Origin of the sequence: Bradyrhizobium sp. Cp5.3 (genome assembly GCF_000426265.1) — a bacterium.
Taxonomy (GTDB): domain Bacteria; phylum Pseudomonadota; class Alphaproteobacteria; order Rhizobiales; family Xanthobacteraceae; genus Bradyrhizobium; species Bradyrhizobium neotropicale.
On sequence record NZ_AUFA01000038.1, the window covers coordinates 38,687 to 65,556 of the forward strand.

Sequence of the window (26,870 nt, forward strand, 5' to 3'; positions counted from 1 at the left end):
TTCGCAATGACGCAACAAAAAATGGCCGGGATCGCTCCCGGCCATTTTGCATTTGTGCGCTTCGCCTCAGCGCGGCGGTGCGGTGCCGGGCGGGGGCGGCGGCAGCGAGGCCTGACCGCCGTTGAGCAGCGGCGTGATGCGGCGGATGGTGACGCGCCGGTTGATCCGGCTCGGTCCGTCCGTCTGCTCCTTCAGATACTGCCTGCCGTAGCCCTGCGACGTCAGGTTCTCTGCCGGCACATTGAACTGCTGGGTCAGCAGTTCGGCCGCGGACTGCGCACGGCGGTCCGACAATGACAGATTGTCGACGTCGTTGCCGACCGCGTCGGTGTGTCCCTCGATCAGGAACACCTCGCGCGGGTTGCGCTGGATCGCCCGGTTGAGACCGTCGGCGATCACTTGCAGCCTCGCAGCCTGGTCCGGCGGGATGGTCCACGATCCCGTCTCGAAGTTGATCGTGTTGATGTCGATGCTCGGCATCTGCATGCGAACATTGGGGCTGTAGCGGATCTCGTCGAGCGAGTAGCGCCGATCGATCCGCTGTACCGGCGGAGCCTCCATGGTCTCGTAGATCACGTCCGGCGACGCATCCGCGGAGTCGACGATGTAGCGATCGTAGGGAATGTTGACCACCGGCGGCGGCACGTCGACATAGAAGCCGCCGACCGCGCGCGGATCGCGGTAGCTGTTGTCGATGATGACGATCTCGCGCCCGCCGGGGTCCCTGCGGATTCGCCGCAGCAACTGACCGTCGGCTCCGACCACGGTGATCACCTCGCTGCCGTCGGGACGGATCACGACGGTGCGGGTTTCGCCGCCGACAACGTCGGTGCGGATGTCGCGAGCGCCATAGCGGAAGCGATAGAGGTCGTTGCCGCGAACGTACTCCTGCCCGCTCGGGTCGCGGATGATGATGCGGTCGGGCTCGGTATAGATGGTGCGGCCGCCTTCGACGACCTCCTGCCGCTGATTGCGGTAGTCGGCGATGGTGGCGCCGATGACGGCGCCGGCCACCACGCCCGCACCGATCGCGAGCGGCGTCAGGTCACGCTGCTGCGGACGCGGCGGAGGCGGCAGCGGTGCTGCGACCGCCGGTGCGGCCTGGAAGGCCGGTGCGACCGTCGGCGGAGCGTATTGCGCCCTGTTGGGCGGCGGCGCTGCGGCCGGCGAGCCGGGGACGACAGTTGGCGCCGCGGCGCCGGCGGGAGCCGCGGGCCGTGCCGGGGCACCACCCGCCTGCGGCTGCGCAGGCGGAGTTCCGGCAGCGGGCGCGCCCGTGGGCGGCGTGCCACCCTGACGTCCGGGTGCCGGCGTCACGGTGCCGCCAGGAGCGGGCGTCGCCGTCGGGGCTGGGGTTGCGCCGGGTGCCGGCGTTGCTGCCGGACCCGTACGTCCGGCCGGCGGCGTGGTCGTCGCGCCGCCAGGAGCGGGTGTAGCAGTTGGTGTGGGCGTCGGGGTCGGCGTCGCCCGAGTTGTCGGCGCCGCTGGAGCAGGCGTGGCCGTCGGCGCTGGCGCTGCTGTGGGCGTCGGGGTCGGCGTGGCCCGAGTCGTCGGCGCCGCTGGAGCAGGCGTAGCTGTCGGCGCTGGCGCTGCTGTGGGCGTTGGCGACGGGATGACCCGTCCCTGCGGAGGCGTCGCGGTCGGCGCAGGTGTCGGTGTGGCCGTCGGGGCAGGCGCGGCCGGACGCGCCGCCGGCGCGGCGGGCGCAGGAGCTGGGGTCGCGGTGGGCGCCGGCGCGGGACGCACCTGAGGCGCCGCTGCGGGCGGCGGGGCTGTGGGCGTCGGAGCCGGACGTGCCGCGGGCGGTGCCGGAGGCGGCGGCGGGGTCGGCGCGTGCTGCTGCGGGGCCGCGGCCGGAGGCGGCGACGGCTGCTTCGGAGCGGCAGGCGGTGCCGGCGGCGGTGCCTGGTGCGTCGGGGGCGGCGGCGGAGGTGGCGTCGGACGCGTCGGCGCGGCAGCCGGCGGCGGCGTTGGAGCATGGGGCGGAGCCGCAGCGGGAGGCGGTGCGGTCGGACGCGTGGGAGCTGCAGGCGGCGGTGTCGGCGCCGGCGGGTGCACAGCGGGCGGCGCGCCCTTCGGCTGCTCCTTCGGAGGCTGCTTCGGTTTTCCGTCAGGGCCCGTTTCTTGTTGTGTCTGGGCCTGCGCGAGCACGAGCGGCGGCGCGCTTTGCGCATGCGACGCGGAGCTTGCGAATTGCATCGCGGTCAGAGCCGTCGTGGCAAGCAGCACGAAGCGAAGATTGGTCATGTCGTGAAATTCCCCGGAAGGTTCTTTGACGAAGAAAGTTGGATGATGAACAGCTACGCGTTGGGCCGCATTGTGGCGGGCGAAGACGTGGCGGCCCGATTTATTTCTGCATGCAAATCATGTCACACGAACAACGTTCATTGCGCATTCAGAAGCAGGTTGCAATCGCCTCATATGTGGTCGTTCGCCTCATGTTTGATCCTGCGGCGAACTGCATCCGTCGCGGGATTCGGTGTAAGTGGTCCATTCGGTCCACGCTGTGGAACCTCTTCTGGAATGCGAGGCGGCAATTCATCCGGACGCGGCGGTGCGTCGGGCTCATGCACGGGCGGCGCGATGTCGGGCTGCGGCGTGCCCGGCGGAATTCTCGGCGGCGGCTCGGAGGGAGTCCCCGGTGTCGCAGGCGGAATCTCGGGCGGTTCGATCGGCATCAGCACCTTCACGTTCGGTTGTCCAGAGGACAACGACGATGCTGCGTAGATGTTCCTCGCCGCGTGGTGTCAAGAACCGCTCATTCCGGCGCGTGACAGACGGCCTCGATGTTGTGGCCGTCGGGATCGAGCACGAAGGCGCCGTAGTAGTTCGCATGATAATGCGCGCGAATGCCGGGCGCTCCATTGTCGCGGCCGCCGGCCGCCAGCGCCGCCACATAGAAGGCGTCGACCGTCGCGCGGTCCTTGGCCAGGATCGCGACATGCACCGGCTTGTTCAGCGCGCCTTCGCCGCCGATCCAGAAATCCGGCTTGCCGTCGGCGCCGAAGCCGGCGGCCGGATCGTGACCGGTCTGCTCCTGCGTGACCTCCATGATCAGGCCGTAACCGAGCGGCGCCAGCGCCTCGGTGTAGAACGCTTTCGCACGCTCATAGTCGGAGACCGGGAAGCCCAGGTGATCGATCATCGCAACCTCCGTTGTTGGTCGACGTCAGCGTGACAGGAACGTGTTGCTCCGTGTCTTGCGCGCGATCGCAAAACCGCGCGCGACCATGTCAGCAATACAATCCTCGCGCCATTCGTTTTGTGACAGATGCTCGATGACGACCGCGCGCGGCCACAATGAGGGCGGCGCATCCCTGAAGAAGCCGATCAGCACGCGGTCCTCGAAACCCTCGACGTCGATCTTCAGCGCGTCGACCTTGGTGACGCCGGCCTCGTCGAGAATGCGCGTCAGCCGCAACGACGGGACCTTGATCGCATCGGCGCCGGCCGTGCCGGTGACGACGTGAGTGGCGCCGAGATTGCCGCCGCCGGTCTCGATCATCAGCTCGCCGTCGCTGTCGCCCGCGGCCGCCTGCACCAGGCGAACCTGCGTCGCTCTCGAGGCGGCGTGGTTGAACGAGAGCCGTGCAAAGGTCATTGGATGCGGCTCGATCGCGACCACCTTGCCCTCAGGCCCGACCTGGCGCGACATCACCAGCGCGAAGGTGCCGACATTGGCGCCGACATCGATGAACACGCCGCCGGCCGGCGTGTGCTGGCGCAAGAAATCGAGTTCGTCGAGATTGTAGTCGGGATTGAACAGCGCGCCGCGCTCGGTCGCGCTGCCCTGATGATAGAAGCGGAACGAGGCGCCCTGATAAGTCACGTCGACCGGGCCGCCGCGCATCAAATTGACCAGCCGCGACAGCCACGGGCGGAATGCACCGCGCTTCAGCCCCGATTGCTGGGCGAGGCGAATGATCGCGGCCTGCGCCGCGTTCGGCGCAAACGCGCCGAACGGCGCGAGCGAAGGGTCGTTGTCGGGCGTCAAGCAGGTAGTCCTCGTTGCAAGCGGCGCATGCATAGCCGGTTTTGCCGGCGACTCCAACGGTGAGGTGTCGGGAATGCGGCCCGGATGTCACGCTGCTTTCTTCGCGGCCTCCTCGCGCTGGCGCAGGAAGCGGCTGAGCAGCTTGCGCCGGCCCTTGCGCGGGATCAGGTTGACGTCGCTTACGAGCTTGGCGCCGCCCTTGCGGCGCTCCAGCACGATCTTGCGGCTGTGGAAGGCCTCCAGCTCGACGCGATGCGCGACGCTGACGATGGTCGCCTTCGGCAGCTCGTCCGTGATCATCTTCATCATCTTGTCCTGGCTCTTCTCGTCGAGCGCCGAGGTAGCCTCGTCCAGCACGACGATGTCGGGGCTGTGCAGCAGAAGCCGCGCGAAAGCGAGGCGCTGCTTCTCGCCGCCCGACAGCGTCTGGTCCCACGGACCCTCCTCCTCGATCTTCTCCTTGAGATGATCCAGGCCGACCTTGTGCAGGGCCTCACCGATCTCGTCGATACTCCAGTCGTCCACGGCGCCGGGATAGGCGACGGCGCGGCGCAGGGACCCGGACGGCACGTAGGGCTGCTGCGGCAGCATGAACAGCCGCCGGTCGGGATGGAGGTTGACGCTGCCGCCGCCCCAAGGCCACAGGCCTGCGATGGCGCGCACCAGCGTGCTCTTGCCGGTACCGGATTCGCCGGCGACCAGGAGGCGCTCGCCGGCCTCGATCATCACCTCGGTCTCGCCCACGACGGCGGTGCCGTCGTCGAGCGTGACGGAGAGGTCGTTGAGCTCCAGCATGGCGTCATTGCTGGTCTCGCCGCGCTTGATGCGGCCGAAACCGTCGCCCTGCTCGGCGCGCTCCAGGCCATCGAGCGACATCATCAGCGAGGCGATGCGGCGTGCGCAGGCATTCCAGTCGGCGAGCCGCGGATAGTTGTCGACCAGCCAGCCGAACGCGCTCTGCACGATGGTGAAGGCGGAAGCCGCCTGCATCACCTGGCCCAGCGTCATGCTGCCGTCGAGGAATTTGGGCGCGCAGAGCAGCAGCGGCACGACCGGCGCAACGAGGCTGGAGCCCTGCGACACCAGCGTGGTGCGCATGTGCTGGCCTGCGAGCCGCGCCCATTGCCGCAGCACGCTGGAAAAGTTGCGGTCGATGCCGTCGCGCTCCTCGTCCTCGCCGCCGAGCAGCGCGATACTCTCACCGTTCTCGCGCACGCGCGTCAGCGTGTAGCGGAAATCCGCCTCGGCCTGGTTCTTGTCCTCGGATATCTGCACGAAGCGCCGTCCGATCACCATGATCGAGCTCGAGGCGATCGCGGCATAGAGGATGGCGGCGATCACGAGAAAGCCGGGAATGGTGATCGAGGAGCCGCCGAGCGAGACGTTGAGCGCGCCGCCGATGGTCCAGAGCACGACGATGAAGGTCGCGGCCGACAGCAGCGCCGACGTCACGCCGGCGAGAAAATCGACCGGCGAGTCCGTGGCAATGCGCAGGTCCTCGGCGATCCGGTATTCGGGATTCTTGTGGTCGCCGTCGACGAGGTTGAGCTGATAGTAGCGGCCGTTGGCGAGCCAGCGCGTCAGCACGCTACTCGTGAGCCAGGCGCGCCAGCGCCGCTGGATGCCCATGCGCGCGAACACCTGCGCCACGCCGAGCACGATGCTGCCGATCGCCAGCGGGAAGAACAACGCGGTGAGATGGAAGACGGCGGGCGCATCGCGCTTCTCGATCGCATCGAAAATCGCGCGGTTCCAGACATTGATGCCGTATTGGAAGCCGACGGTCAGGACGATCAGCACGCCGAGGCCGATCGAGAACGGCCAGGCCAGCCGGTCGCCATTGCGTCCCCAGAAGCCGCGTGCGCTGATCCAGAAGCGGGTGAGCAGATAATCCTTGCGTGCCTGCTCGGCTTCCTCAGGCGATAGTTCCGGGTCGGGCTCGAGCAATTCCGGCGGCGGAGCCGTCTCCTCGCCGCTCTCCCCGGTGATCTCGACATTAGGCGCTTTTTCGCCTCGTTCGCGCTTTGCGGCCGGCTTCTGCATGGCCGGACAACGCGAGAAAAATCAGGCGGTTCCCGCTGGTTCCTGGCAACGGCTTACTTGGCTGCCCCATCGCGCACCCGCCGCAGCCGTGCAGCCCGGTGCAGCACGCGGGACAATTCCTCGATCGAATAGGGCTTTTGCACGAGGTCGAAGCCGGCGACGCCGTCCTGGGACAGCGCCTGGCTGTAGCCCGTTGTCAGCACGACCGGCACGCCGATGCTGCGGTCGCGGATCGCCTGGGTGAGATCGAGCCCGGTCATGCCGGGCATCACCACGTCCGAGAACACGACATCGAATCGATCGGCATCGACGATCAGCTCGGCGAGCGCGTCGGTGGCGTTGTCAATCAGCGTGACGCTGTAGCCGAGCTCGGTGAGGCCGTCGGCGGCGAAATTGGCGAGCTCGATATTGTCCTCGACCACCAGTACCGCGATGCCGCTGCCGGCCGGGGCCGGCGCGGTGTTGGGCGCGAGCCGCTGCGGCAGCTGGTCCTGCGGCACGCGCGGCAAATAGAGCGAGAAGGTGCTGCCCCGGCCCACCTCGCTCTCGACGGTCACCTCGCCGCCGGATTGCCTCGCGAAGCCGAACACCTGCGACAGGCCGAGGCCGGTGCCGTGGCCGACCTGCTTGGTGGTGAAGAACGGCTCGAAGATGTGCCCGATCTGGGCTGCGGGAATACCGACGCCGGTGTCGCTGACCGCGATGCTGATGAAGCCCTGGCTGCCGGTCTGATGCGCCACGGCGTTCGGAACGCTCGTCGCCGGCTGCACGGTGAAGGCGATCTTGCCCTTGCCCTTCATGGCATCGCGGGCATTGGTCGCCATGTTGATCAGCGCCGTCTCGAACTGGCCGGCATCGGTATTGACGAGGCAGGGTTCCGCCGGCAGCCGCATCGTGATCTCGATGGCGGGTCCGAGCAGCGTGGCGAGCATGTCGTGCAGCGATTGCATCCGCGCGCCGACATCGAACACTTCCGGCTTCAGGTTCTGGCGCCTCGCGAAGGCCAGGAGCTGCGAGGTCAGCTTGGCGGCGCGCGCGACTGCGTCCGCGATCGCGGTGATGTAGCGCTGGCGCCGCTCCTCGGGCAATTGCGGCCGGTTCAACAGGTCGACGGAGGCGCGGATCACGGTGAGCAGGTTGTTGAAGTCGTGCGCGACGCCGCCGGTGAGCTGTCCGAGCGCCTCCAGGCGCTGGCTGTGCTTGAGCGCCTCCTCGGCCTCGCGCCGCTTTGCGGCTTCGGCCTGCAGATGCTGGGTGCGCCGAAACGCGAGCGCCAGCAGCAGGAACAGCAGCGCGGTCGCGGGCACACCGAACACCAGATGCTGGCCCATGGTCGCGTACCAGCGCGCGCGGATCGCCGAGGTTTCGAGCCCCGCGCTGACATAGATCGGATATTCGGCGACGCGCCGGTAGCCGATGCGGCGCTCGACGCCGTCCGATTGCCAGGCGATGGTGATGAGGCCGTGCTCGGGATTGGCCGCGATCTTCTGGCCGACCGGTCCGCCGGGGTCGAGCCGGACGTCGTGATCGAGCCGCGGAAAATGCGCAAGCACGACGCCGTCGCTGCGGCCCATCGCGAAGAAGCTGCCGGGCTCTGTGCCGATCCGGGCGTAGAAGCTCTCGAAATATTCCGGCAGCACGGACGCCTGGATCACGCCGATGAAACGGCCGTCATCGGAATCGCGGCGGCGGCTCATCCCGAAGAAGCGCGCTCCCTGATAGGGCGTGCGCGGCGTCAGCGGTGTGCCGATGAAGGTGCCGATGCTCTGGTCGACATGGGCGTAGAAGTAGTCCCGGTCGGCGAAGGTCAGCTGCGGCGGCGGCGAGGCGAGGCTGTTGACCAGCGAGCGTCCGTCCGCGTCGAAGATCCATGCCGATTTGAGCTGCGGCAGCGAATCGGTCAGCCGCTTCAGGCGGCGGTGCAGCACCGGTTCTCGCGACCGGATGACGTCGTCGGGAAGACCGCGCACAACTTCATTGAGCTCGGCGAGGCTGCGGTCGATGGTCTCGAACACCTTGAGCGCGTGCTCATGCGCGACGTCGAGCGTGCGCTCGATCTCGCGGTCGGCAATGTCTCTGGTCGAGGTGTAGGAGATCGTGGAGGCGATCGCGAACAGCGCAATGGGCAGCGCCAGGGATGCTGCCATCATCCACTGCAATAGCCTCAACGAGTTGCGTTGCGCTCCCTGCACAGTCGCTCCGGTCCCCCGACCACAGAGCTTACTTGAATTTCCCGCAAGGAAGGAAGCGGCTTGTAGCTGGAACCTTTGGTTGCAATCCAAGGGTTCGCTCGCGACGCGGGTTGCGGCCAATTCTATTCAAACTGGCGCCGATCGCGGCATAGCCCCGGCCGTCGCGGCCGGGGATGGAAGCAGGTACGAGGTTTAGATCTGCCGCTCGACCATCTTGAGCTTCAGCTCGGCGATGGCTTCCGCCGGGTTGAGGCCCTTCGGGCAGGCCTTGGCGCAGTTCATGATGGTGTGGCAGCGGTAGAGCCGGAACGGATCCTCGAGATTGTCGAGCCGCTCGCCGGTCGCCTCGTCGCGGGAGTCGGAGACCCAGCGGTTGGCCTGCAGCAGCGCGGCGGGGCCGAGGTAGCGGTCGCTGTTCCACCAGTAGCTCGGGCACGAGGTCGAGCAGCAGGCGCAGAGGATGCACTCGTAGAGACCGTCGAGCTTCTCGCGGTCCTCGTGGCTCTGGCGCCATTCCTTCTGCGGCGTCGGCGAGGTCGTCTTCAGCCACGGCTCGATGGACGCATACTGCGCGTAGAAATTGGTGAGGTCGGGGACGAGGTCCTTCACCACCGGCTGGTGCGGCAGCGGGTTGATCTTCACCGCGCCGTCCTTCACGTCGTGCATCGAGCGGGTGCAGGCCAGCGTGTTCTGGCCGTCGATGTTCATGGCGCAGGAGCCGCAGACGCCTTCGCGGCAGGAGCGGCGGAAGGTCAGCGACGGGTCGATGTGGTTCTTGATCCAGATCAGCCCGTCCAGCACCATCGGACCGCAGTCGTTGGTATCGACGTAATAGGTGTCGACGCTCGGATTCTTGCCGTCGTCCGGATTCCAGCGATAGACGCGGAATTCGCGCAGCTCGGTCGCGCCCGCGGGCTTCGGCCAAGTCTTGCCGCCGGTGATCTTCGAGTTCTTCGGAAGTGCGAATTCAACCATTTCGATAGGGCCTTCGCTGTTCGATCAATACACGCGCGCCTTCGGCGGGATGTACTGCACGTCGTTGGTCATGGTGTAGTTGTGAACCGGCCGGTACTCGATCTTGACCTTGCCGGCGTCGTCCAGCCAGGCCAGCGTGTGCTTCATCCAGTTCTTGTCGTCGCGCTCGGAATAGTCCTCGCGGGCATGCGCGCCGCGGCTTTCGGTGCGGTTGGCGGCCGAGTTCATCGTCACCACCGCCTGCGAGATCAGATTATCGAACTCGAGCGTCTCGACCAGGTCGGAATTCCATACCAGCGAGCGGTCGGAGACGGCGATGTCGGTGATGCCGCTGTGGACCTTCTGGATCAGGTTCTGGCCTTCGCTCAAAACTTCGCCGGTGCGGAACACGGCGCAGTTGTTCTGCATCACGTGCTGCATGCCCTCGCGCAGCTTCGCGGTCGGCGTGCCGCCGGAGGCGTAGCGGTAATGGTCGAGGCGGCCGAGCGCCATCTCGGACGAGTTCGCCGGCAGCTCCGGCTGCTTGGCATTGGCCGTGAGCTTCTCGGCGAGGCGCAGCGCGGCCGCGCGACCGAACACGACGAGGTCGATCAGCGAGTTGGAGCCGAGGCGGTTGGCGCCGTGCACGGAGACGCAGGCGGCTTCGCCGATCGCCATCAGGCCGGGGATCACCGCGTTGTCGTCGCCGTCCTTCTTGGTCAGCACCTCGCCGTGATAGTTCGTCGGGATGCCGCCCATGTTGTAGTGCACGGTCGGCACGATCGGGATCGGCTCGCGCGTCACGTCGACATTGGCGAAGATCTTCGCGGATTCGGAGATGCCCGGCAGCCGCTCGGCCAGCACCGCGGGATCGAGGTGGTCGAGATGCAGGAAGATGTGGTCCTTCTTCTTGCCGACGCCGCGGCCTTCGCGGATCTCGATGGTCATCGCGCGCGAGACGACGTCGCGCGAGGCGAGGTCCTTGGCGGACGGCGCGTAGCGCTCCATGAAGCGCTCGCCTTCGGAGTTGACGAGATAGCCGCCCTCGCCGCGCGCGCCTTCGGTGACGAGACAGCCCGAGCCGTAGATGCCGGTCGGATGGAATTGCACGAACTCCATGTCCTGCAGCGGCAGGCCGGCGCGCAGCACCATGCCGCCGCCGTCACCGGTGCAGGTGTGCGCCGAGGTGCAGGAGGCATAGGCGCGGCCGTAGCCGCCGGTCGCCAGAATCGTGGTCTGGGCCCGGAACCGGTGCAGCGTGCCGTCGTCGAGCTTGAGCGCGATGACGCCGCGGCAGACGCCCTGGTCGTCCATGATGAGGTCGATGGCGAAGAACTCGATGAAGAACTCGGCCGCATGGCGCAGCGACTGGCCGTACATCGTGTGCAGCATGGCATGGCCGGTGCGGTCGGCGGCGGCGCAGGTGCGCTGCGCCTGGCCCTTGCCGTAGTCCATGGTCATGCCGCCGAACGGACGCTGGTAGATCTTGCCGTCCTCGGTGCGCGAGAACGGTACGCCCCAATGCTCGAGCTCGTAGACCGCCTCGGGTGCGTTGCGCACCATGTACTCGATCGCATCCTGGTCGCCGAGCCAGTCCGACCCCTTCACGGTGTCGTACATGTGCCAGCGCCAGTCATCCTTGTGCATGTTGCCGAGCGAAGCGGAGATGCCGCCCTGCGCCGCGACCGTGTGCGAACGAGTCGGAAACACCTTGGTGATGCAGGCCGTGCGCAGGCCCGCTTCGCTGCAGCCGACCACGGCGCGCAGGCCGGCACCGCCGGCGCCGACCACGACGACGTCATAGGTGTGGTCTTCGATGGGGTAGGCTTTGCCGTTGGTGGCGGGAGCGGCGTTGCCCTTGCCATTCGTCGCTGCGGCCATGGGTTACACTCCGGAGGAAAGCTTCAGGATCGCATAGATCGAGGCGAGCGCCACGGCGATCGAGAAGAAATTGTTGAGCATCATCGAAACGAGCTTCACCTTCTCGTTATGGACGTAGTCGTTGATCACCTCCTGCATGCCGATCTTCATGTGCCAGGCGCTGGCGATGATGAAGAGCAGCATGATCACAGCGATCGGCAGCGAGCCGAGGATCTGCGCGGCGCCGGCCTGGTTGCGGCCGAGCAGCATCATGATGATCACCAGCACCGGGATCATCAGCAGCGTCATCGCAACGGCGGTGAGGCGCTGGCGCCAGAAATCGGACGTGCCCGAATGCGCCGCGCCGAGATTGCGGACGCGGCCGAGCGGGGTGCGCATGCTGCGCTTCGGCGTATCGGTCGTGCTCATCGTCCACCTCCGATCGCGTAGGCGATGATCCAGATCAGCACCGTCAGCACGATGCCGCCGATCAGCGCGCCCCAGGTCAGCGCTTCGCGCTCATTGGCCTTGAAGCCAAAGCCGAGGTCCCACACGAAATGCCGGATGCCGCTGAGCATATGATGCATCAGCGCCCAGGTGTAGCCGAACACGATCAGGCGGCCGATGACGCTGCCGGTGAAGGCCTGCACGTTGGCATAGGCCGCGGGACCGGAGGCCGCCGCGATCAGCCACCAGGCCAGCAGCAGGGTTCCAACATAAAGAGCAATGCCGGTGGCGCGATGGACGATGGACAGCGCCATCGTCAGCGTCCAGCGGTAGGTTTGCAGGTGTGGTGAAAGCGGTCGTTCGATCCGTGCGGTCATGGGCTTTGATGTTTTATGGCGGCCCAGCAAGGGCGCGCGGGGATCGCGAAAGGTCGGCCCTATTTACGGAGTCGAATCTATCCACGCAATCACCAAATCGCCATAAACCGAACCTGGGTTCAGCTCTACAACGACGAGAAGCAAGGCCATTCAGAGGCTTGGTATACCAGAGCGCCTTGGGCTCGTCTAAGAATAGAATCATGAATCAGTTCTTTTTAAGCTTCCTCGATCAGCATTGAAAACACTATTGGAACGCCTCTAACTCACCTGCCGTCAGAGGTCGTCTCGCATGCCGACGCGCAGGGCGGACTTCGGCTGGCGTGCCCCGGCGCCCGCGATGCCGGCCATTCGGATCACCCTCGGTCGTTGGCAATGGATATGCGCAGTCCGCAATCCGCCCCGCCGCAACGCTTAATCGCCGACGGAGTTGCTCGGCCCATCATCCTCGGAAAGGGCGTGACGAAACTGCTTGGGCTCCGCCGAATCGAATGGGTGGCCCTTGCGCCAGCGTTCGACCAGGAAATCCACGAAAGCCCGGATCTTTGCCGATCCGCGGCGGGACGGCTGATAGAGCGCATGAAGCGGCGCGGGCGCCGGTTCGTACTCCCCGAGGATCCGACACAGCCGTCCCTCGGCCAACTCCGCACCCACCTGCCATGACGGCACGCGGACGATGCCTGCGCCGTTCCCCGCGGCCATGACCAGCGCGTCGAGGCTATTGACCCAGAGCCGGCCGGAAATCCGTACGCTGGATGCGGTCTTCGTGTCGCGACCGAATCGCCAGATGGCAACGCCCGGCGTGTCGGAAAACACGAGGCAGTCATGCCCGACGAGATCCGATGGCGTATGCGGCGTGCCCCGGCGCGCCAGATAGTCCGGCGAGACGCAGTGGATCATCTGCACCTCGCCGAGCTTTCGCGTGACGAGCTGCGAATCCGGCTGGCGTCCGACCCGCAGCGCCAGATGCACATCCTCCTCGACCAGCTCGACGCGGCGATCGACCAACAACAGCTCGACCGAGAGCGATGGATAGCGGCGCAGGAAATCGCCCAGCAGCGGTGAGATCAGCAGGCGCCCCATCAATGTCGGGGCGCTGACGCGCAGCCGTCCCGACGGCTCTCCGCGTGTCCCCGCCAGCGCCTCCTCGATCTCCCTGATGTCGCCGAGGATCGATCGGGCGCGCTCATAGAGGATCCGTCCCTCTTCCGTGAGTGCCACCTGCCGGGTCGTTCGCACCAGGAGGCGCGTGCCGAAATGTTGCTCCAGCGCGGTGATCTGCCGGCTCACCGACGTCAACGAGCTCGGCAACGACCTCGCCGCGGCGGACAGGCTGCCGGCGTCCACCACCTGGACGAAGGTCGCCATGGCCTCGAGCTGGTCCATGTCCATCCTTCCGCATTTCGCAAACTAGCTCTCCCAGCTTCGCGCATGGTCGCGGAATGTGAAAGGGTCTATGCAGGGCGCGACCACCGGGAACCAAGGTTTGGACGTGCGATGGCGGGACTTGATATTGCGGAAATCGTCGAGTTGGCGCTGCTGCTGATCGCAGTCGGTGCGCTCTCCGGCTTTCTCGCTGGTGTATTCGGCATCGGTGGCGGCGCCATCCTGGTGCCGGTGTTCTACGAATGCTTCCGCATCGCCGGCGTGCCGCTGGAGGTGCGGATGCCGCTCTGCGTCGGCACTTCGCTTGCCGTGATCATCCCGACCTCGATCCGCTCGTTCCAGGCGCATTACAAACGCGGTGCGGTCGATATGACGATCCTGCGCGTGTGGTGGCTGCCGATCGTGATCGGCGTCGTCGCCGGCAGCGTGGTCGCGCGCTACGCGCCGGAACGGCTGTTCAAGGTCGTCTTCGTCTGCGTCGCCTACTCAGCGTCGGCGCGTCTCATCTTCGCACGCGAGGGCTGGAAGTTCGGCGACGACCTGCCGAAGGGGCCGTTGACGCGCGCCTACGGCTTCTGCGTCGGCATTTTGTCGACGCTGATGGGCATCGGCGGCGGCCTGTTCTCGAATTTGCTGATGACCTTCTACGGCCGTCCGATCCATCAGGCGGTCGCGACCTCGTCGGCACTTGCCGTGCTCATCTCGATCCCCGGCGCGCTCGGCTACATCTATGCCGGCTGGCCGGCGGCGGCGGCCTATCCCAGCGTTTCGGCTCTGCAGGTGCCGTTCGCACTCGGCTACGTCTCGCTGATCGGCGCCGTGCTGGTGATGCCGATGAGCCTCGTCACAGCGCCGCTGGGCGTGAGGGCCGCGCATGCGATGTCGAAGCGGACGCTGGAGGTCGCGTTCGGCTGCTACCTCTTCATCGTCGGCAGCCGGTTCGTGCTGAGCCTGACAGGCGGCCACTAATTGATGGACCGATCCTTCAATCTCACTTCGCTGCGGCCCCACACTCGGAGATCGCCTTGCGCATCCAGAAGATCGGCCTCGGCCAATGCCTGAATGCGAGCTGCAAACACTTCATAATCGATAGGAGTGCCTAGCTCTCGACTTTCTCAACCGCGCAGTAGAGAACGGAGCAATTGCGCCCCTACTTCTTCGCGTAAATATCCTTGTAAGTATCCCGCAAGATGTTCTTCTGCACCTTGCCCATGGTGTTGCGCGGCAGCTCGTCGACGACGAAGACGCGCTTGGGCACCTTGAATTTGGCCAGCCGGCCGTCGAGCGCCTTCAGCACCGAGGCTTCGCTCACATCCGCGTCCTTGGTGCAGACCAGGACGGCGGTGACGCCCTCGCCGAAATCCGCGTGCGGCACGCCGATCACGGCGGATTCGATCACGCCCGGCATGGCGTCGATCTCGCTCTCGATCTCCTTCGGATAGACGTTGAAGCCGCCGGAGATCACGAGATCCTTGCCGCGGCCGAGGATGTGGACGTAGCCCTTGGCGTCGATCTTGCCCAGATCGCCCGTGATGAAGAAGCCGTCGGGCCGGAATTCGGACTTGGTCTTCTCCGGCATGCGCCAATAGCCCTTGAACACGTTCGGGCCCTTCACCTCGATCATGCCGATCTCCTCGTGCGCCAGCTCCTTGCCGGTCTCGGGGTCGGTCACGCGCACGGAGACACCGGGAAGGGGGAAGCCGACCGCGCCGGGCACGCGCTCGCCGTCATAGGGGTTCGACGTGTTCATGTTGGTCTCGGTCATGCCGTAGCGCTCGAGCACCGCATGGCCCGTGCGCGCCGACCATTCGCGATGGGTTTCGGCGAGCAGCGGCGCCGAGCCCGAGATGAACAGCCGCATGTGCCTGGTCGTCTCGCGCGACAGCGCGGGATTCTGCAGCAGGCGGGTGTAGAAGGTCGGCACGCCCATCAGCACCGTGGCGCGCGCCATCAGCTTGATGATGAGATCGGGGTCGAGCTTCGGCAGGAAGATCATCGACGCCCGCGCGAACAGCGTCACGTTGGTCGCCACGAACAGGCCGTGGGTGTGATAGATCGGCAGCGCGTGGATCAAGACGTCCTTGTCGGTGAAGCGCCAGTACCCGACGAGGCTCAGCGAGTTCGACGCCAGATTGTCGTGCGTGAGCATCGCGCCCTTGGAGCGGCCGGTGGTGCCGGACGTGTAGAGGATCGCGGCGAGGTCGTCGCCCGCGCGCCTGACGGTCGCAAATTCGCTGCCGGCCTTGTCGGCGGCCTCGGTCAGCGAGCCCTTGCCGTCCGGTCCGAGCGTCTCGACTTTCGCCTTCACCTTGGCGGCGATCGGCGCGAGCCCCTCGGCCTTGGAGGGATCGCAGACTACGAGCGACGGCTCGGCATCGCCGATGAAGTAGTCGAGCTCGTTCAGCGTGTAAGCGGTGTTGAGCGGCAAATAGACTGCGCCGGCCCGCACGGTTGCGAGATACAGCACGATGTTGGCGACGGACTTCTCCACCTGCACCGCGACGCGGTCGCCGGGCTTCACGCCGCGCGCGACCAGCACGTTCGCCATTTGCCCGGCGCGCGCGATCAGATCGCCATAGCTGATGCGAGCCCCGTCATGCGTCTCGATCGCAAGGCGCGCAGGGCTGTCGAGGTCGTCGAACAGGCGGGAAAACAGGTTGGCGTTGGCAGCTTGGTTCATGCAAGATTTCCTCGACCGCAAGGCTTGTAAAGGCTTGTAAAACAAGGCCGGTCAAAACCGAGGGCTGGATTAGCAAAAACCGCCCCAATGAAGCAACGGAGACAGTTTGCATGACAAAAAACGGGAAACGCGTGGCCTGGGTTACCGGCGGTGGCAGCGGGATCGGGGAAGCCGGCGCCGAGGCGCTCGCGGCCGACGGCTGGACGGTGGTGGTCTCCGGCCGGCGCAAGGAGGCCCTGGATATCGTGGTTGCGAAGATCACCAGGGACGGTGGCGTGGCGGAGGCCCTGGCGCTGGACGTATCCGTTGCCGCCGACGCCCAGAGGACGGCCGATCAAATCGTCGCGAAGCACGGCCGTATCGACCTGCTCGTGAACAATGCCGGCATCAACGTCCCCAAGCGGAGCTGGCAGGACATGGAACTGGAGGGCTGGGACAAGCTGGTCCAGGTCAATCTCAACGGCGTGCTCTATTGCATGCGCGCGGTGCTGCCGACGATGCGCAAGCAGAAGGACGGCTCGATCATCAACGTCTCGTCCTGGGCCGGCCGCCACGTCTCGAAGATGCCGGGCCCGGCCTACACCACCACCAAGCACGCGGTGCTGGCGCTGACCCATTCCTTCAACATGGACGAATGCGTCAACGGCCTGCGCGCCTGCTGCCTGATGCCGGGCGAGGTCGCGACCCCGATCCTGAAGCTGCGCCCGGTGGTGCCGAGCGAGGAGGAGCAGGCCAGGATGCTGCAGTCCGAAGACCTCGGCCGAACCATCGCCTTCATCGCATCGATGCCGCCGCGCGTGTGCATCAACGAGCTGCTGATCAGCCCGACCCACAATCGCGGGTTCATTCAGACGCCGCTGAGCAGGGATTGATCCCAGTCCTGTAGGGTGGGCAAAGCGAAGCGTGCCCACCACGCGCCTCCAATCGCCGAGAGATGGTGGGCCGGTCTCCACTCTGAGCAGGGATTGAAGGGCGCGGCTCGAGCCACATTCTCTCCTCGTCGTCCCGGATCGGCGCTCCGCTTCGCTGCGCTTGCCCGGGACGACGGTGGAGAGTGGCGCGCTCACGCGGCCCCACGAAATCTCCCGCGCAAAGTTTCACGCATCACAAAGAATTTTTATCCGAAACCGCCGCGCAAACACTCCCGTAGTTCGGTCCAACGACGGCGCTGCTACCTCATCTCGAACGGTCGCAGTCCGTTGTTGCCCAACGCCGGCGACTGCCGGTCACAATCCAATCGGGAGACCCTCCATGTCGAAGCGTATTGCCTATCTCGCTGCCGCCGCTTTCAGCGCACTTGCCGTCACCGCGACCGTCGTCGCACCCGTCCGCGCCGAGGAGAAGACCGTGATGGTCGGCGGCGCGGCGATGTTCCCCTCCAAGAACATCATCCAGAACGCCGTCAACTCGAAGGACCACACCACGCTGGTGGCGGCGGTGAAGGCGGCCGGTCTCGTTCAGACGCTGGAAGGCAAGGGCCCGTTCACGGTTTTCGCGCCGACCAACGCCGCCTTCGGCAAGTTGCCGGCCGGCACCGTCGACACCCTGGTCAAGCCTGAGAACAAGGCAACCCTGACCAAGATCCTCACCTACCATGTCGTGCCCGGCAAGCTCGAAGCCTCCGACCTCACCGACGGCAAGAAGCTCAAGACCGCCGAGGGCGAGGAACTCACGGTCAAGAAGATGGACGGCAAGACCTGGATCGTCGACGCCAAGGGCGGCACCTCGATGGTGACGATCACCAACGTCAACCAGTCGAATGGCGTCATCCATGTGGTCGACACCGTGCTGATGCCGGCGACGTAACACCGCGCAGCCCTGTTTCATCCCCGAAAGGCAGGGTGCGACGAAACGGCGAGCCGGGGGCGCCCGGCTCGCTTTATTGTGACCACGATACCGTGCAGACATGGATTCGATAGCGGACGGGGCGTAACGAAAGCGGAATGACCGGCGTATATCTACAGACACACGACGCCCAGGACGGAACCATCATGTCGAGCCTCACCGTAACCGAAGCGCAGGTCAGGACCACCCCGGCCAAAGTAATCCAGCCGGCCTGGGTCCGGGTCATGCACTGGATCAATGCGCTGGCCATGATCCTGATGATCATGTCGGGCTGGCAGATCTACAACGCCTCGCCGCTGTTCAACTTCAGCTTCTCCCGCGACATCACGCTCGGCGGCTGGCTCGGCGGCGCGTTGCTCTGGCACTTCGCCGCGATGTGGCTCCTGATGATCAACGGGTTCGCCTACCTGATCACCGGTCTTGCCACTGGCCGCTTCCGGAAAAAATTGCTGCCGATCACGCCTGCGGGCGTGATCCACGACGTCAGGGCGGCGCTGACCTTCAAGCTCGGCCATGACGATCTCACCGTCTACAATTACGTCCAGCGCCTGCTCTATGCCGGCATCATCGTGGTCGGCATCCTCATCGTGCTGTCCGGCCTGTCGATCTGGAAGCCGGTGCAGCTCTACTATCTGGTGATGCTGTTCGGCGACTATCCGACCGCGCGCTACGTCCATTTCTTCTGCATGGCCGCGATCTGCGCCTTCCTCGTGATCCACGTCGCGCTGGCGCTGCTCGTGCCGAAGAGCCTGCGCGCCATGATCATCGGCCGTTGAGGAGGAGAACATGGCCAAGCGTTCGTTCCTGATCCCCGGCGTCGACAAGCGGCTGCTGATCAAGGACTCCATCAAGACGATGCCGGACTTCACCCGCCGCCGCTTCATCGCGGGCGGCGCCAGCCTCGGCGCGCTGACGCTGCTCACCGGCTGCGACGTCATCGACTCGTCCTCGGCCGAAACCATGCTGGCGAAGGTCTCGAAATTCAACGACGCCGTGCAGGCCTGGATGTTCAATCCCGACGCGCTGGCGCCGACCTTCCCGGAAAGCGCGATCACCAAGCCGTTCCCGTTCAACGCCTATTACGATCTCGACGATGCGCCCGATGTCGACGGCGCGGACTGGAAGCTCGAGGTGCGCGGCCTCGTCGACAACAAGAAGTCGTGGACGCTGGACGAGCTCTATCAACTGCCGCAGGTGACCCAGATCACCCGGCATATCTGCGTCGAGGGCTGGAGCGCGATCGGAAGCTGGACCGGCACGCCCCTGCGCGACTTCCTCAAGCTGATCGGCGCCGACACCCGCGCGAAGTACGTCTGGTTCCAGTGCGCCGACAAGGACGGTTACAACTCGCCGCTCGACATGCGCAGCGCGCTGCATCCGCAGACCCAGATGACGTTCAAATACGCGAACGAGATTTTGCCGCGCGCCTACGGCTTCCCGATGAAGATCCGCGTGCCGACAAAGCTCGGCTTCAAGAACCCGAAATACGTCGTGTCGATGGAAGTCACCAACGAGTACAAGGGTGGCTACTGGGAAGACCAGGGGTATAATTCGTTCAGCGGGAGCTGATGCCGCAAATTGTAGGGTGGGTTAGCCCCGCGGCTGCGCGAAGCGCAGTCCGCTGGCGTAACCCACCAAGGTCTGTCCCAGCGGAAACTAAAGAGGTGGGTTACGCTGACGCTAACCCACCCTACGGTCCTGAATGCCTCGGCCCCACCTTCCGCTGGCACAGCGCCGCCATTGCGCCGAGCGCGAGCAGCGCGGCCGACACGTTCAATGCATAGGACAAGCTGCCCAGCGCATCCGTGATGGCGCCGACGAAGATCGGCCCCAGCGTCTGGCCGACGCCGAATGAAATCGTCATTGCCGCGATCGCGGTCGGCCACGTCTCATGCGGATAGTTGTAGCGCACGAAGGCGGTGGTCGAGCCGACGACCGCGAAGAACGCGACACCGAACACGACCGCCGAGGTTGCCAGCCACGCGGTCGAATGCCCCAGCATCGGCAGCGCTGCGCCGAGCGCGTTGGTGCCGAGGATGATGGCGGTTGCAAGTCCGCCGCGATCCAGCGCGAGCACGCCGCGCCAGACCCAGGGTGTGGCAAAGGCGCTGACGCCGATCAGGCCCCAGAACGCGGCCTGCGCGGCGGCGCCGCCTCCGGCATCGCGCACATAGGCGATCATGAAGGTCATGTAGGCGATGTAGCCTGCGCCGAACAGGAAATAGCTGGCGAGATAGATCAACACGGGAAGGATCGCGAAGGCGGCGTGGCTGCCTTCCGTGAAACGCGCGCGGCTCTCGATCCGGATCAGGAACAGCGGGATCGTCATCGCCGCGGAGAGCAGCGTCAGCGCCCACCACACGATCCACCACGAACCCGGCCCGAAATGCTGCAAGGCGAACGGCGCAATCAGGCCGGAGGCGAGGATGCCGACGCCGGGGCCGGCATAGAACAGGCTGAGCAGGAAATTCGCCCGCTCGGGATGCGATTGCGCGATGGTCGCGGCCAGCGCCCCGCCGGCGACGAAGCCGGCCGCTGCGCCGAGGCCCAGCACCAGCCGCGCCAGGCTCAGCGCGATGAAATTGCCGGTCAGCGCGCACAGCGCGAGCGCGGCGACGCAGGCCACGGTTCCACCCCGGATCGCCATCGACCAGCCGACCCGCCGGATCAGCCGGGAGGCCATCAGCGCGCCCACGAGGTAGCCGACGGCGTTGATGGTGTTCATGAAGCCGGCCGCCGAATAGGACCAGTTCAGGCTGTCGCGCATATCCGGCAGCACCAGCGCATAGGCAAAGCGGCCGATGCCGAGCCCGACCGTCGCCGCCAGCGACAGTGTCAGGATCAGCCGCGCGGGATGCGCGTCGGGTTGGGGGCGCTCTGGGGCGTGCAAAGGGTACTCCGGCAGGCCGGGAGTGTGGCAGGCCCCGCCCGCCTTGCACAGCCGTGCCGCGGCAATGGTGTCTTGCCAAGCGCGCAACGCCGCTCTAGCACTCCGGCCGAACCGTCATTCCGGGGCGCGCCTTTTGGCGCGAGCCCGGAATCCATTTTCCCGCTGGCGCCGTGGCCCGATGGATTCCGGGCTCGCTCGCTTTGCTCGCGCCCCGGAATGACGCCCCAGGATTGAGAGGAACGACCAATGGCGACCCACAAATTGCTGCTGCTCCCCGGTGACGGTATCGGCCCGGAGGTGATGGGCGAGGTGAAGCGGCTGATCGACTGGCTCAATTCGGCGGGGATTGCCAAATTCGAGACCGACACCGGGCTCGTCGGCGGCGCCGCCTATGACGCGCACAAGGTGTCGATCTCTGAAGGCGACATGGCCAAGGCCAAGGACGCCGACGCCGTGATCTTCGGCGCGGTCGGTGGCCCGAAGTGGGATGCCGTGCCCTATGAGGTGCGCCCGGAAGCTGGCCTCTTGCGCCTGCGCAAGGATCTCAGCCTGTTCGCCAACCTCCGTCCCGCCGTGTGCTATCCGGCGCTGGCCGATGCGTCGAGCCTGAAGCGCGAGGCGGTCGAGGGTCTCGACATCGTCATCGTGCGCGAGCTCACCGGCGGCGTCTATTTCGGCGAGCCCAAGACCATCACCGATCTCGGCAACGGCCAGAAGCGCGCCATCGATACCCAGGTCTACGATACCTATGAGATCGAGCGCATCGCCCGCGTCGCCTTCGAGCTTGCCAAGAAGCGCAAGAACAAGGTGACGTCGATGGAGAAGCGCAACGTCATGAAGTCGGGCGTGCTCTGGAACGAGGTGGTGACGCAGGTCCACAAGCGCGAATATGCCGACGTCACGCTCGAGCATCAGCTCGCCGATTCCGGTGGCATGATGCTGGTGAAGTGGCCGAAGCAGTTCGATGTCATCGTCACCGACAATCTGTTCGGCGACATGCTGTCCGACATCGCGGCGATGCTGACCGGCTCGCTCGGCATGCTGCCCTCGGCCTCGCTCGGCGAGGTCGATGTGAAGAGCAAGAAGCGCAAGGCGCTGTATGAGCCCGTGCACGGCTCGGCGCCCGACATCGCCGGCAAGGGCCTCGCCAATCCGATCGCGATGATCTCCTCGTTCGGCATGGCGCTGCGCTACTCCTTCGACATGGGCGCGCTCGCCGACAAGCTCGACCAGGCGATCGCCGCCGTGCTCGCAAGCGGCCTGCGCACCGCCGACATCAAGTCGGAAGGCACGACGGCCGCCTCGACCACGCAGATGGGCGAAGCGATCTTGAAGGAATTGCAGAAGCTGCACGCGTAAGGACGCGCACCGCAATCGTAGGGTGGGCAAAGCGAAGCGTGCCCACCACTTCCATCGGTGTTGCGGACAGATGGTGGGCACGGCGCTTTCACGCCTTTGCCCACCCTACGGCGGCCTTAAAAAACAAATGGCCGGGCGTGAGCCCGGCCATTTCGATTCCGTAAGTCGTGTCCGCTTCAGTACAGCGGAAAATTCCGCGGATAGCCGCCGACATCGGCCGGCGTCGAGAGCGGCTGGCGATCGATCGGGCGGTTGTTGTTCTCGCGCGCGAAGGTCGGATAGCCGATAGCCGGCGGGAAGGCGTAATCGCTGAACTTGCGGTCGCCCGGATTGACCTCGGTGCCGCCGTCGAGCCAGGAGCGCTTGCTCACATAGATGCGGGTGCGCGGGCCTTGCTGATAGACCACGTTGGGACCGCTCGGGCCTTCATAGCGCTGCCTCTTGGTCTCGGCCGAAGCCGGCGTCGCAACGCCCATGGCAATCACGGCGCCCGCCGCCAGCCAGATCGCCAGTTTGTTCGCGGCCAATTTGTTCGCGCCGGTGAATTTCGAGCTCATCACGTCCCCTTCAGGCGGCAGGCCGCCAATCAATTTCGCCCCATACTAGCCCGCCAGGGCCGGCCGGAACTAGGTCTATTGGGTCACACCAGCACGGAATAATCGTGCGCGCAGGCAAAAGTTGCATGAAAACCAGCGACTTGAGCTTGATGCCGGTCAAAGCGTCTCGCGCAATTGCGCGTTCTCGGCACCGAGCAGCCAGTCCGGCGATCCGGCGGGGCCGCATGGACGGCGCCGAAGCTCGGCATGGGCGAACAATTCCGCCAACTTCGGCTCGTTGCCCGCGGTCAAAAGCGTCAGCCGGTTCAGCGTGCAGGCGATCGCGGCGCGCTGGGCGGGCAGGGTGTCGCCCTGGCAGGAGAAGCCGGAAATCTGCAGCGCCGGGTCGTCGTTGCGCTTGAGGTAGCCGAGGCATGACGGCGTCCCCTTCGCCGCCCCGCCGGGCCGGAATAACGCGACAGGGCCGAATTTCGTATCGATCAGCCCGGCCTCCTCGAGCGGTCCGGTCGCGCCCATCAGGCTGGCCAGGATGGCCACCGCCGGCTGAGCCGGGTTGAATTCGCCGCCGGGACGGTAGACATCGAGCTCGGCGACCGCCTTGTCCGCCTCGCCGGTCCAGCGCATCACGTCCCTGCGGCCGCCGCCGGGGTGCCGGAAGATGGTATAAGAGGCTGATTTTTCAAACGAATCGTGTCGGCTGAGGGCGAAAGCCGGGTGCGAGCGGTCGGCGATGCTCCAGCCGGGCTTCGGCGTGGGCTCATCGTCGCGCAGGTCCGGCAGCTGGCCGAGGGCCGCAAGGCCGAGGATGGCAAGCAGCGCCAGAGTCCCCACATAGGCGAACAGGCGCGCCAGCGTGCCGACGACCTCGTCGGCGAAGCCGGCGAGCGCCAAATGGATACTGGTCCTGGTGGGGAATGTGGCCGTTCTGGCCTCGAGCGAGTGCATCCACTGCCTTCAGGCATGGTCCAACGTTGTCTTGAGACCGGTTCTCGCATAGAAGCGCTGCTCTTCCTGCTTAAGCCTGATCTCGCAGGAGGGCCTATTTCATCGGAGAGTGAACGATGGGTTACAAAGTCGCAGTCGTCGGAGCGACCGGCAATGTCGGACGGGAAATGCTCAACATTCTGGATGAGCGCAAATTCCCCGCGGACGAGGTCGTGGCGCTGGCGTCGCGCCGCAGCGTCGGCGTCGAGGTCTCCTATGGCGACCGGACCCTGAAGGTCAAAGCGCTCGAGCACTACGATTTCTCCGACATCGACATCTGTCTGATGTCGGCGGGCGGCTCGGTGTCGAAGGAATGGTCGCCGAAGATCGGCGCCGCCGGTGCCGTCGTGATCGACAATTCCTCGGCCTGGCGCATGGATCCGGACGTGCCGCTGATCGTGCCCGAAGTGAACGCGGACGCGACCAAGGACTTTGCCAAGAAGAACATCATCGCCAATCCGAACTGCTCGACCGCGCAGCTCGTGGTCGCGCTGAAGCCGCTGCACGACAAGGCGACCATCAAGCGCGTCGTGGTCTCGACCTATCAATCGGTGTCGGGCGCCGGCAAGGACGCGATGGACGAGTTGTTCTCGCAGACGAAGGCCGTCTACACCAATGACGAGCTGATCGCGAAGAAATTCCCCAAGCGCATCGCCTTCAACGTCATCCCCCACATCGACGTCTTCATGGAGGACGGCTACACCAAGGAAGAGTGGAAGATGATGGCGGAGACCAAGAAGATCCTTGATCCCAAGATCAGGCTCTCCGCGACCTGCGTGCGCGTGCCGGTGTTCGTCGGTCACTCCGAGGCCGTCAACATCGAGTTCGAGAATCCGATCACCGCCGACGAAGCGCGCGAGATCCTGCGCAAGGCGCCCGGCTGTCTCGTCATCGACAAGCAGGAGCCCGGCGGCTACGCCACGCCGTATGAAGCGGCCGGCGAGGACGCCACCTACATCAGCCGCATCCGCGAGGATGCGACGGTGGAGAATGGTCTCGTGCTGTGGTGCGTGTCCGACAATCTTCGCAAGGGCGCCGCGCTCAACGCGATCCAGATCGCCGAGGTCCTGATCAACCGCAAGCTGATCAGCGCGAAGAAGAAGGCGGCTTAAGAGCTGCGTAGGGTGGGTTATCCCCGCGGCTGCGCGAAAGCGCAGTCCGCGCGGCCTAACCCACCTCTTTGATTTCCGTGGAGACAGAAGCGGTGGGTTACGCCTTCGGCTAACCCACCCTACAAATTCATGCCGCGTCCCTGACGCTCCTGAATTCCTTCGCCACCTTGTCCAGCACGAACAGCGATCCCTCCGCGACGCCGAAATAGGCGCCGTGGAGCTGGGTGTGGCCGCTATCCACGGCCTTGCGCACGAACGGGAAGGTCATGAGGTTTTCGAGGCTGCGGAACACCGCGGCCTTTTCGATGCGCTCGACGAACTGCGCCATCGTCTCGTGCTCGCGCTGCTCGACCACCTCGCCCGGCTTGATGAACATCTGCATCCATTTGCCGATGAAATCGCCGGGCGTGAGCGGCTCGATCTTGTCGACGAAGGCGCGGATGCCGCCGCATTGCGCGTGCCCGAGCACCACGATGTGCTTCACACGCAGCACGGTCACCGCGTACTCCAGCGCCGCCGAGACGCCATGCGCGTTCTCATCGGGCTGATACGTCGGCACCAGATTGGCGATGTTGCGGACCACGAAGAGCTCGCCCGGGCCGACATCGAAGATCACTTCGGGCGAGACGCGGGAATCGCAGCAGCCGATCACCATCACTTCGGGCGACTGTCCCTTCACCGATAGCTCGCGGTAGCGGTTCTGCTCGGCCGGCAGGCGCTCGGTTGCGAAGGCCTTGTAGCCGTCCAGCAAGTGTTGAGGGAATGTGATCATGGCCTATGCCTAATCATATACCGCAGGGACGAACAAGCCTTTCGAATAGGCAGGCCAAGTGCTATCGGCTTCGGTAAAGGCCTGCTCGAGGAAACCGGAAGGAACGCCCGCATGACCCGCCCGCGCCGCAGCCATCTGTTCATGCCCGGCTCCAACCCCCGCGCCCTTGAAAAGGCGCGCAATCTGTCCGCCGACGGCCTGATCCTCGACCTCGAGGATTCCGTCGCTCCCGACGCCAAGGCGGTAGCGCGCGACCAGATTGCCGCCGCGATCGCGGCCAAGGGGTTCGGCAGGCGCGAGATCTTGATCCGGACCAACGGCCTCGACACGCCCTGGTGGGCCGACGACGTCGCGATGGCGGCCAAGGCGTCGCCGGACGGTATCCTGGTTCCAAAGGTCTCTACCGTCGAAGACCTCGACACCATCGGCCGGCGCCTCGCCGAACTCGGCGCGGCGCCGACGGTCAGGGTGTGGGCCATGATCGAGACGGCGCGCGCGGTGCTGCATGCCGAGGAACTGTCCGCTGCCGGGCGGGATCCGAAGACGCGGCTGTCGGGCTTCGTGTTCGGACCGAACGACATCTCGCGGGAGACGCGGATCCGGATGCTGCCCGGCCGCGCCGCGATGATCCCGATCATCACCCATTGCATCCTGGCGACGCGTGCGCATGGCCTCGAAATTCTCGACGGCCCCTATAGCGACATCAACAATTCGGATGGTTTTGCGACCGAGTGCGCGCAGGGCCGCGATCTCGGCTTCGACGGCAAGACGCTGATCCATCCGTCGCAGATCGAGGCCTGCAACGCGATCTTCACGCCGCCCGAGGAGGAAGTCGCACGCGCCCGGAAAATCATCGCGGCGTTCGAATTGCCGGAGAACGTCTCGCGCGGCGCGATCCGGCTCGATGGTGCGATGGTGGAGCGCCTGCACGCCGACATGGCGCGGCGCACGATCGCAATCGCGGATGCGATCGCGGCGATGAGCAAGGGCTAGGGCGCGGATACGAGAAAGCGATATCCGCTTTCCGACGCCAAGCGGAGATGTTCTGCTTGCCGAGAGCATTGCCGCTTTTGACCCTGGCTGTGTGAAAAGTCGCGAGTCGGCTACGATTCCTCCGTTTCCTGATGGGGGGTGCGGATGGGACGTTTCGTTGAAGGCGCGGATAGATCCCAGCTGACGCTCTTGCCGGAATGCCTGGAGGATTGGGTAAGCGAGGACAACGCCGTTTATGTCATCGATGCCTTTGTCGAGGCGCTCGACCTACATGGAATGGGATTCGAACGTGTGATCGCCAAGGAGACGGGCCGGCCCTCCTACCATCCGGCAGTCCTCCTGAAGCTGTACATCTACGGTTATCTCAATCGGGTGCAATCCAGCCGGCGCCTGGAACGCGAGGCACGCCGCAATGTCGAGGTGATGTG

General features: G+C 65.6%; 25 protein-coding genes. 9 read left to right on the forward strand and 16 right to left on the reverse strand.

What is annotated here, in order from left to right:
* Positions 1 to 66 precede the first annotated feature (66 nt).
* From K289_RS49270 to K289_RS45980, 11 genes are all read right to left on the reverse strand, one after another.
* Positions 67 to 2,247 carry an OmpA family protein gene (locus K289_RS49270; protein ID WP_084788812.1) on the reverse strand — a complete coding sequence of 727 codons (2,181 nt, stop codon included), beginning with the start codon at positions 2,245 to 2,247 and terminating at the stop codon, positions 67 to 69.
* A gap of 170 nt (positions 2,248 to 2,417) precedes the next feature.
* A complete protein-coding gene (locus tag K289_RS52505; RefSeq protein ID WP_084788813.1) occupies positions 2,418 to 2,678 on the reverse strand; it encodes a hypothetical protein in 261 nt (86 codons plus the stop codon).
* Between the two features lie 80 nt (positions 2,679 to 2,758).
* Positions 2,759 to 3,145 carry a VOC family protein gene (locus tag K289_RS0133005; protein ID WP_027555366.1) on the reverse strand — a complete coding sequence of 129 codons (387 nt, stop codon included), beginning with the start codon at positions 3,143 to 3,145 and terminating at the stop codon, positions 2,759 to 2,761.
* Between the two features lie 24 nt (positions 3,146 to 3,169).
* Positions 3,170 to 3,994: an FkbM family methyltransferase gene (locus K289_RS0133010; RefSeq protein WP_027555367.1), complete on the reverse strand. Its 825-nt coding sequence runs from the start codon at positions 3,992 to 3,994 to the stop codon at positions 3,170 to 3,172.
* Between the two features lie 87 nt (positions 3,995 to 4,081).
* Complete coding sequence (locus K289_RS0133015) at positions 4,082 to 6,037, reverse strand: ABC transporter ATP-binding protein/permease (RefSeq protein ID WP_027555368.1); 1,956 nt, start codon at positions 6,035 to 6,037, stop codon at positions 4,082 to 4,084.
* A 53-nt stretch (positions 6,038 to 6,090) separates the two neighbouring features.
* On the reverse strand, positions 6,091 to 8,229 hold the full coding sequence (locus tag K289_RS0133020) for a hybrid sensor histidine kinase/response regulator (RefSeq protein WP_027555369.1): 2,139 nt from the start codon (positions 8,227 to 8,229) through the stop codon (positions 6,091 to 6,093).
* Between the two features lie 192 nt (positions 8,230 to 8,421).
* Positions 8,422 to 9,204, reverse strand: a complete 783-nt coding sequence (locus K289_RS0133025) for a succinate dehydrogenase iron-sulfur subunit (RefSeq protein WP_027555370.1) — start codon at positions 9,202 to 9,204, stop codon at positions 8,422 to 8,424.
* A 24-nt stretch (positions 9,205 to 9,228) separates the two neighbouring features.
* A complete protein-coding gene (gene sdhA, locus K289_RS0133030) occupies positions 9,229 to 11,064 on the reverse strand; it encodes a succinate dehydrogenase flavoprotein subunit (RefSeq protein ID WP_027555371.1) in 1,836 nt (611 codons plus the stop codon).
* A gap of 3 nt (positions 11,065 to 11,067) precedes the next feature.
* Positions 11,068 to 11,472 carry a succinate dehydrogenase, hydrophobic membrane anchor protein gene (gene sdhD / locus K289_RS0133035; RefSeq protein ID WP_027555372.1) on the reverse strand — a complete coding sequence of 135 codons (405 nt, stop codon included), beginning with the start codon at positions 11,470 to 11,472 and terminating at the stop codon, positions 11,068 to 11,070.
* On the reverse strand, positions 11,469 to 11,867 hold the full coding sequence (gene sdhC, locus K289_RS0133040) for a succinate dehydrogenase, cytochrome b556 subunit (protein WP_027555373.1): 399 nt from the start codon (positions 11,865 to 11,867) through the stop codon (positions 11,469 to 11,471). Before sdhC ends, sdhD begins: the two co-directional genes overlap by 4 nt.
* A 411-nt stretch (positions 11,868 to 12,278) precedes the next feature.
* On the reverse strand, positions 12,279 to 13,250 hold the full coding sequence (locus K289_RS45980; RefSeq protein WP_084788814.1) for a LysR family transcriptional regulator: 972 nt from the start codon (positions 13,248 to 13,250) through the stop codon (positions 12,279 to 12,281).
* 111 nt (positions 13,251 to 13,361) lie between these two features.
* Between K289_RS45980 and K289_RS0133055 the strand changes: the two genes are divergently transcribed.
* On the forward strand, positions 13,362 to 14,219 hold the full coding sequence (locus tag K289_RS0133055) for a sulfite exporter TauE/SafE family protein (RefSeq protein ID WP_027555374.1): 858 nt from the start codon (positions 13,362 to 13,364) through the stop codon (positions 14,217 to 14,219).
* A 181-nt stretch (positions 14,220 to 14,400) separates the two neighbouring features.
* Here K289_RS0133055 and K289_RS0133060 read toward each other — a convergent pair whose 3' ends face one another.
* Positions 14,401 to 15,930, reverse strand: a complete 1,530-nt coding sequence (locus tag K289_RS0133060) for a malonyl-CoA synthase (RefSeq protein WP_027555375.1) — start codon at positions 15,928 to 15,930, stop codon at positions 14,401 to 14,403.
* Between the two features lie 110 nt (positions 15,931 to 16,040).
* On the opposite strand from K289_RS0133060, the gene K289_RS0133065 reads away from it, so the two are divergent.
* From K289_RS0133065 to K289_RS0133080, 4 genes are all read left to right on the forward strand, one after another.
* Positions 16,041 to 16,802 carry an SDR family oxidoreductase gene (locus K289_RS0133065; protein ID WP_027555376.1) on the forward strand — a complete coding sequence of 254 codons (762 nt, stop codon included), beginning with the start codon at positions 16,041 to 16,043 and terminating at the stop codon, positions 16,800 to 16,802.
* 379 nt (positions 16,803 to 17,181) lie between these two features.
* Complete coding sequence (locus K289_RS0133070) at positions 17,182 to 17,736, forward strand: fasciclin domain-containing protein (RefSeq protein WP_027555377.1); 555 nt, start codon at positions 17,182 to 17,184, stop codon at positions 17,734 to 17,736.
* 185 nt (positions 17,737 to 17,921) lie between these two features.
* Positions 17,922 to 18,551: a cytochrome b/b6 domain-containing protein gene (locus K289_RS0133075; protein WP_027555378.1), complete on the forward strand. Its 630-nt coding sequence runs from the start codon at positions 17,922 to 17,924 to the stop codon at positions 18,549 to 18,551.
* 10 nt (positions 18,552 to 18,561) lie between these two features.
* Positions 18,562 to 19,344, forward strand: coding sequence for a molybdopterin-binding protein (locus tag K289_RS0133080; protein WP_027555379.1), 783 nt, complete (start codon positions 18,562 to 18,564; stop codon positions 19,342 to 19,344).
* 121 nt (positions 19,345 to 19,465) lie between these two features.
* Here the strand turns inward: K289_RS0133080 and K289_RS0133085 are convergent, their stop codons facing one another.
* Complete coding sequence (locus K289_RS0133085) at positions 19,466 to 20,665, reverse strand: YbfB/YjiJ family MFS transporter (protein ID WP_027555380.1); 1,200 nt, start codon at positions 20,663 to 20,665, stop codon at positions 19,466 to 19,468.
* Positions 20,666 to 20,911: 246 nt separating this feature from the next.
* Between K289_RS0133085 and leuB the strand changes: the two genes are divergently transcribed.
* Entirely contained in the window at positions 20,912 to 22,024 is a 1,113-nt protein-coding gene (gene leuB, locus K289_RS0133090; protein WP_027555381.1) for a 3-isopropylmalate dehydrogenase, read from the forward strand.
* Between the two features lie 176 nt (positions 22,025 to 22,200).
* Here leuB and K289_RS0133095 read toward each other — a convergent pair whose 3' ends face one another.
* Both K289_RS0133095 and K289_RS0133100 read right to left on the reverse strand, forming a co-directional pair.
* Complete coding sequence (locus tag K289_RS0133095; protein WP_027555382.1) at positions 22,201 to 22,581, reverse strand: hypothetical protein; 381 nt, start codon at positions 22,579 to 22,581, stop codon at positions 22,201 to 22,203.
* A gap of 156 nt (positions 22,582 to 22,737) precedes the next feature.
* Positions 22,738 to 23,526, reverse strand: coding sequence for a hypothetical protein (locus K289_RS0133100; RefSeq protein ID WP_027555383.1), 789 nt, complete (start codon positions 23,524 to 23,526; stop codon positions 22,738 to 22,740).
* Positions 23,527 to 23,642: 116 nt separating this feature from the next.
* Between K289_RS0133100 and K289_RS0133105 the strand changes: the two genes are divergently transcribed.
* The gene (locus K289_RS0133105) at positions 23,643 to 24,677 is read left to right on the forward strand and encodes an aspartate-semialdehyde dehydrogenase (protein WP_027555384.1); all 1,035 of its coding nucleotides are present in this window, start codon (positions 23,643 to 23,645) and stop codon (positions 24,675 to 24,677) included.
* 127 nt (positions 24,678 to 24,804) lie between these two features.
* On the opposite strand, the gene K289_RS0133110 is transcribed toward K289_RS0133105, so the two are convergent.
* Positions 24,805 to 25,449, reverse strand: a complete 645-nt coding sequence (locus K289_RS0133110; protein WP_027555385.1) for a carbonic anhydrase — start codon at positions 25,447 to 25,449, stop codon at positions 24,805 to 24,807.
* A gap of 111 nt (positions 25,450 to 25,560) precedes the next feature.
* Here K289_RS0133110 and K289_RS0133115 point away from each other — a divergent pair, with 111 nt between their 5' ends.
* A complete protein-coding gene (locus K289_RS0133115; RefSeq protein WP_027555386.1) occupies positions 25,561 to 26,442 on the forward strand; it encodes a CoA ester lyase in 882 nt (293 codons plus the stop codon).
* A 144-nt stretch (positions 26,443 to 26,586) separates the two neighbouring features.
* Positions 26,587 to 26,870, forward strand: a 284-nt coding sequence (locus K289_RS0133120) for a transposase (protein ID WP_035686701.1), incomplete at its 3' end; no start/stop codon positions are given.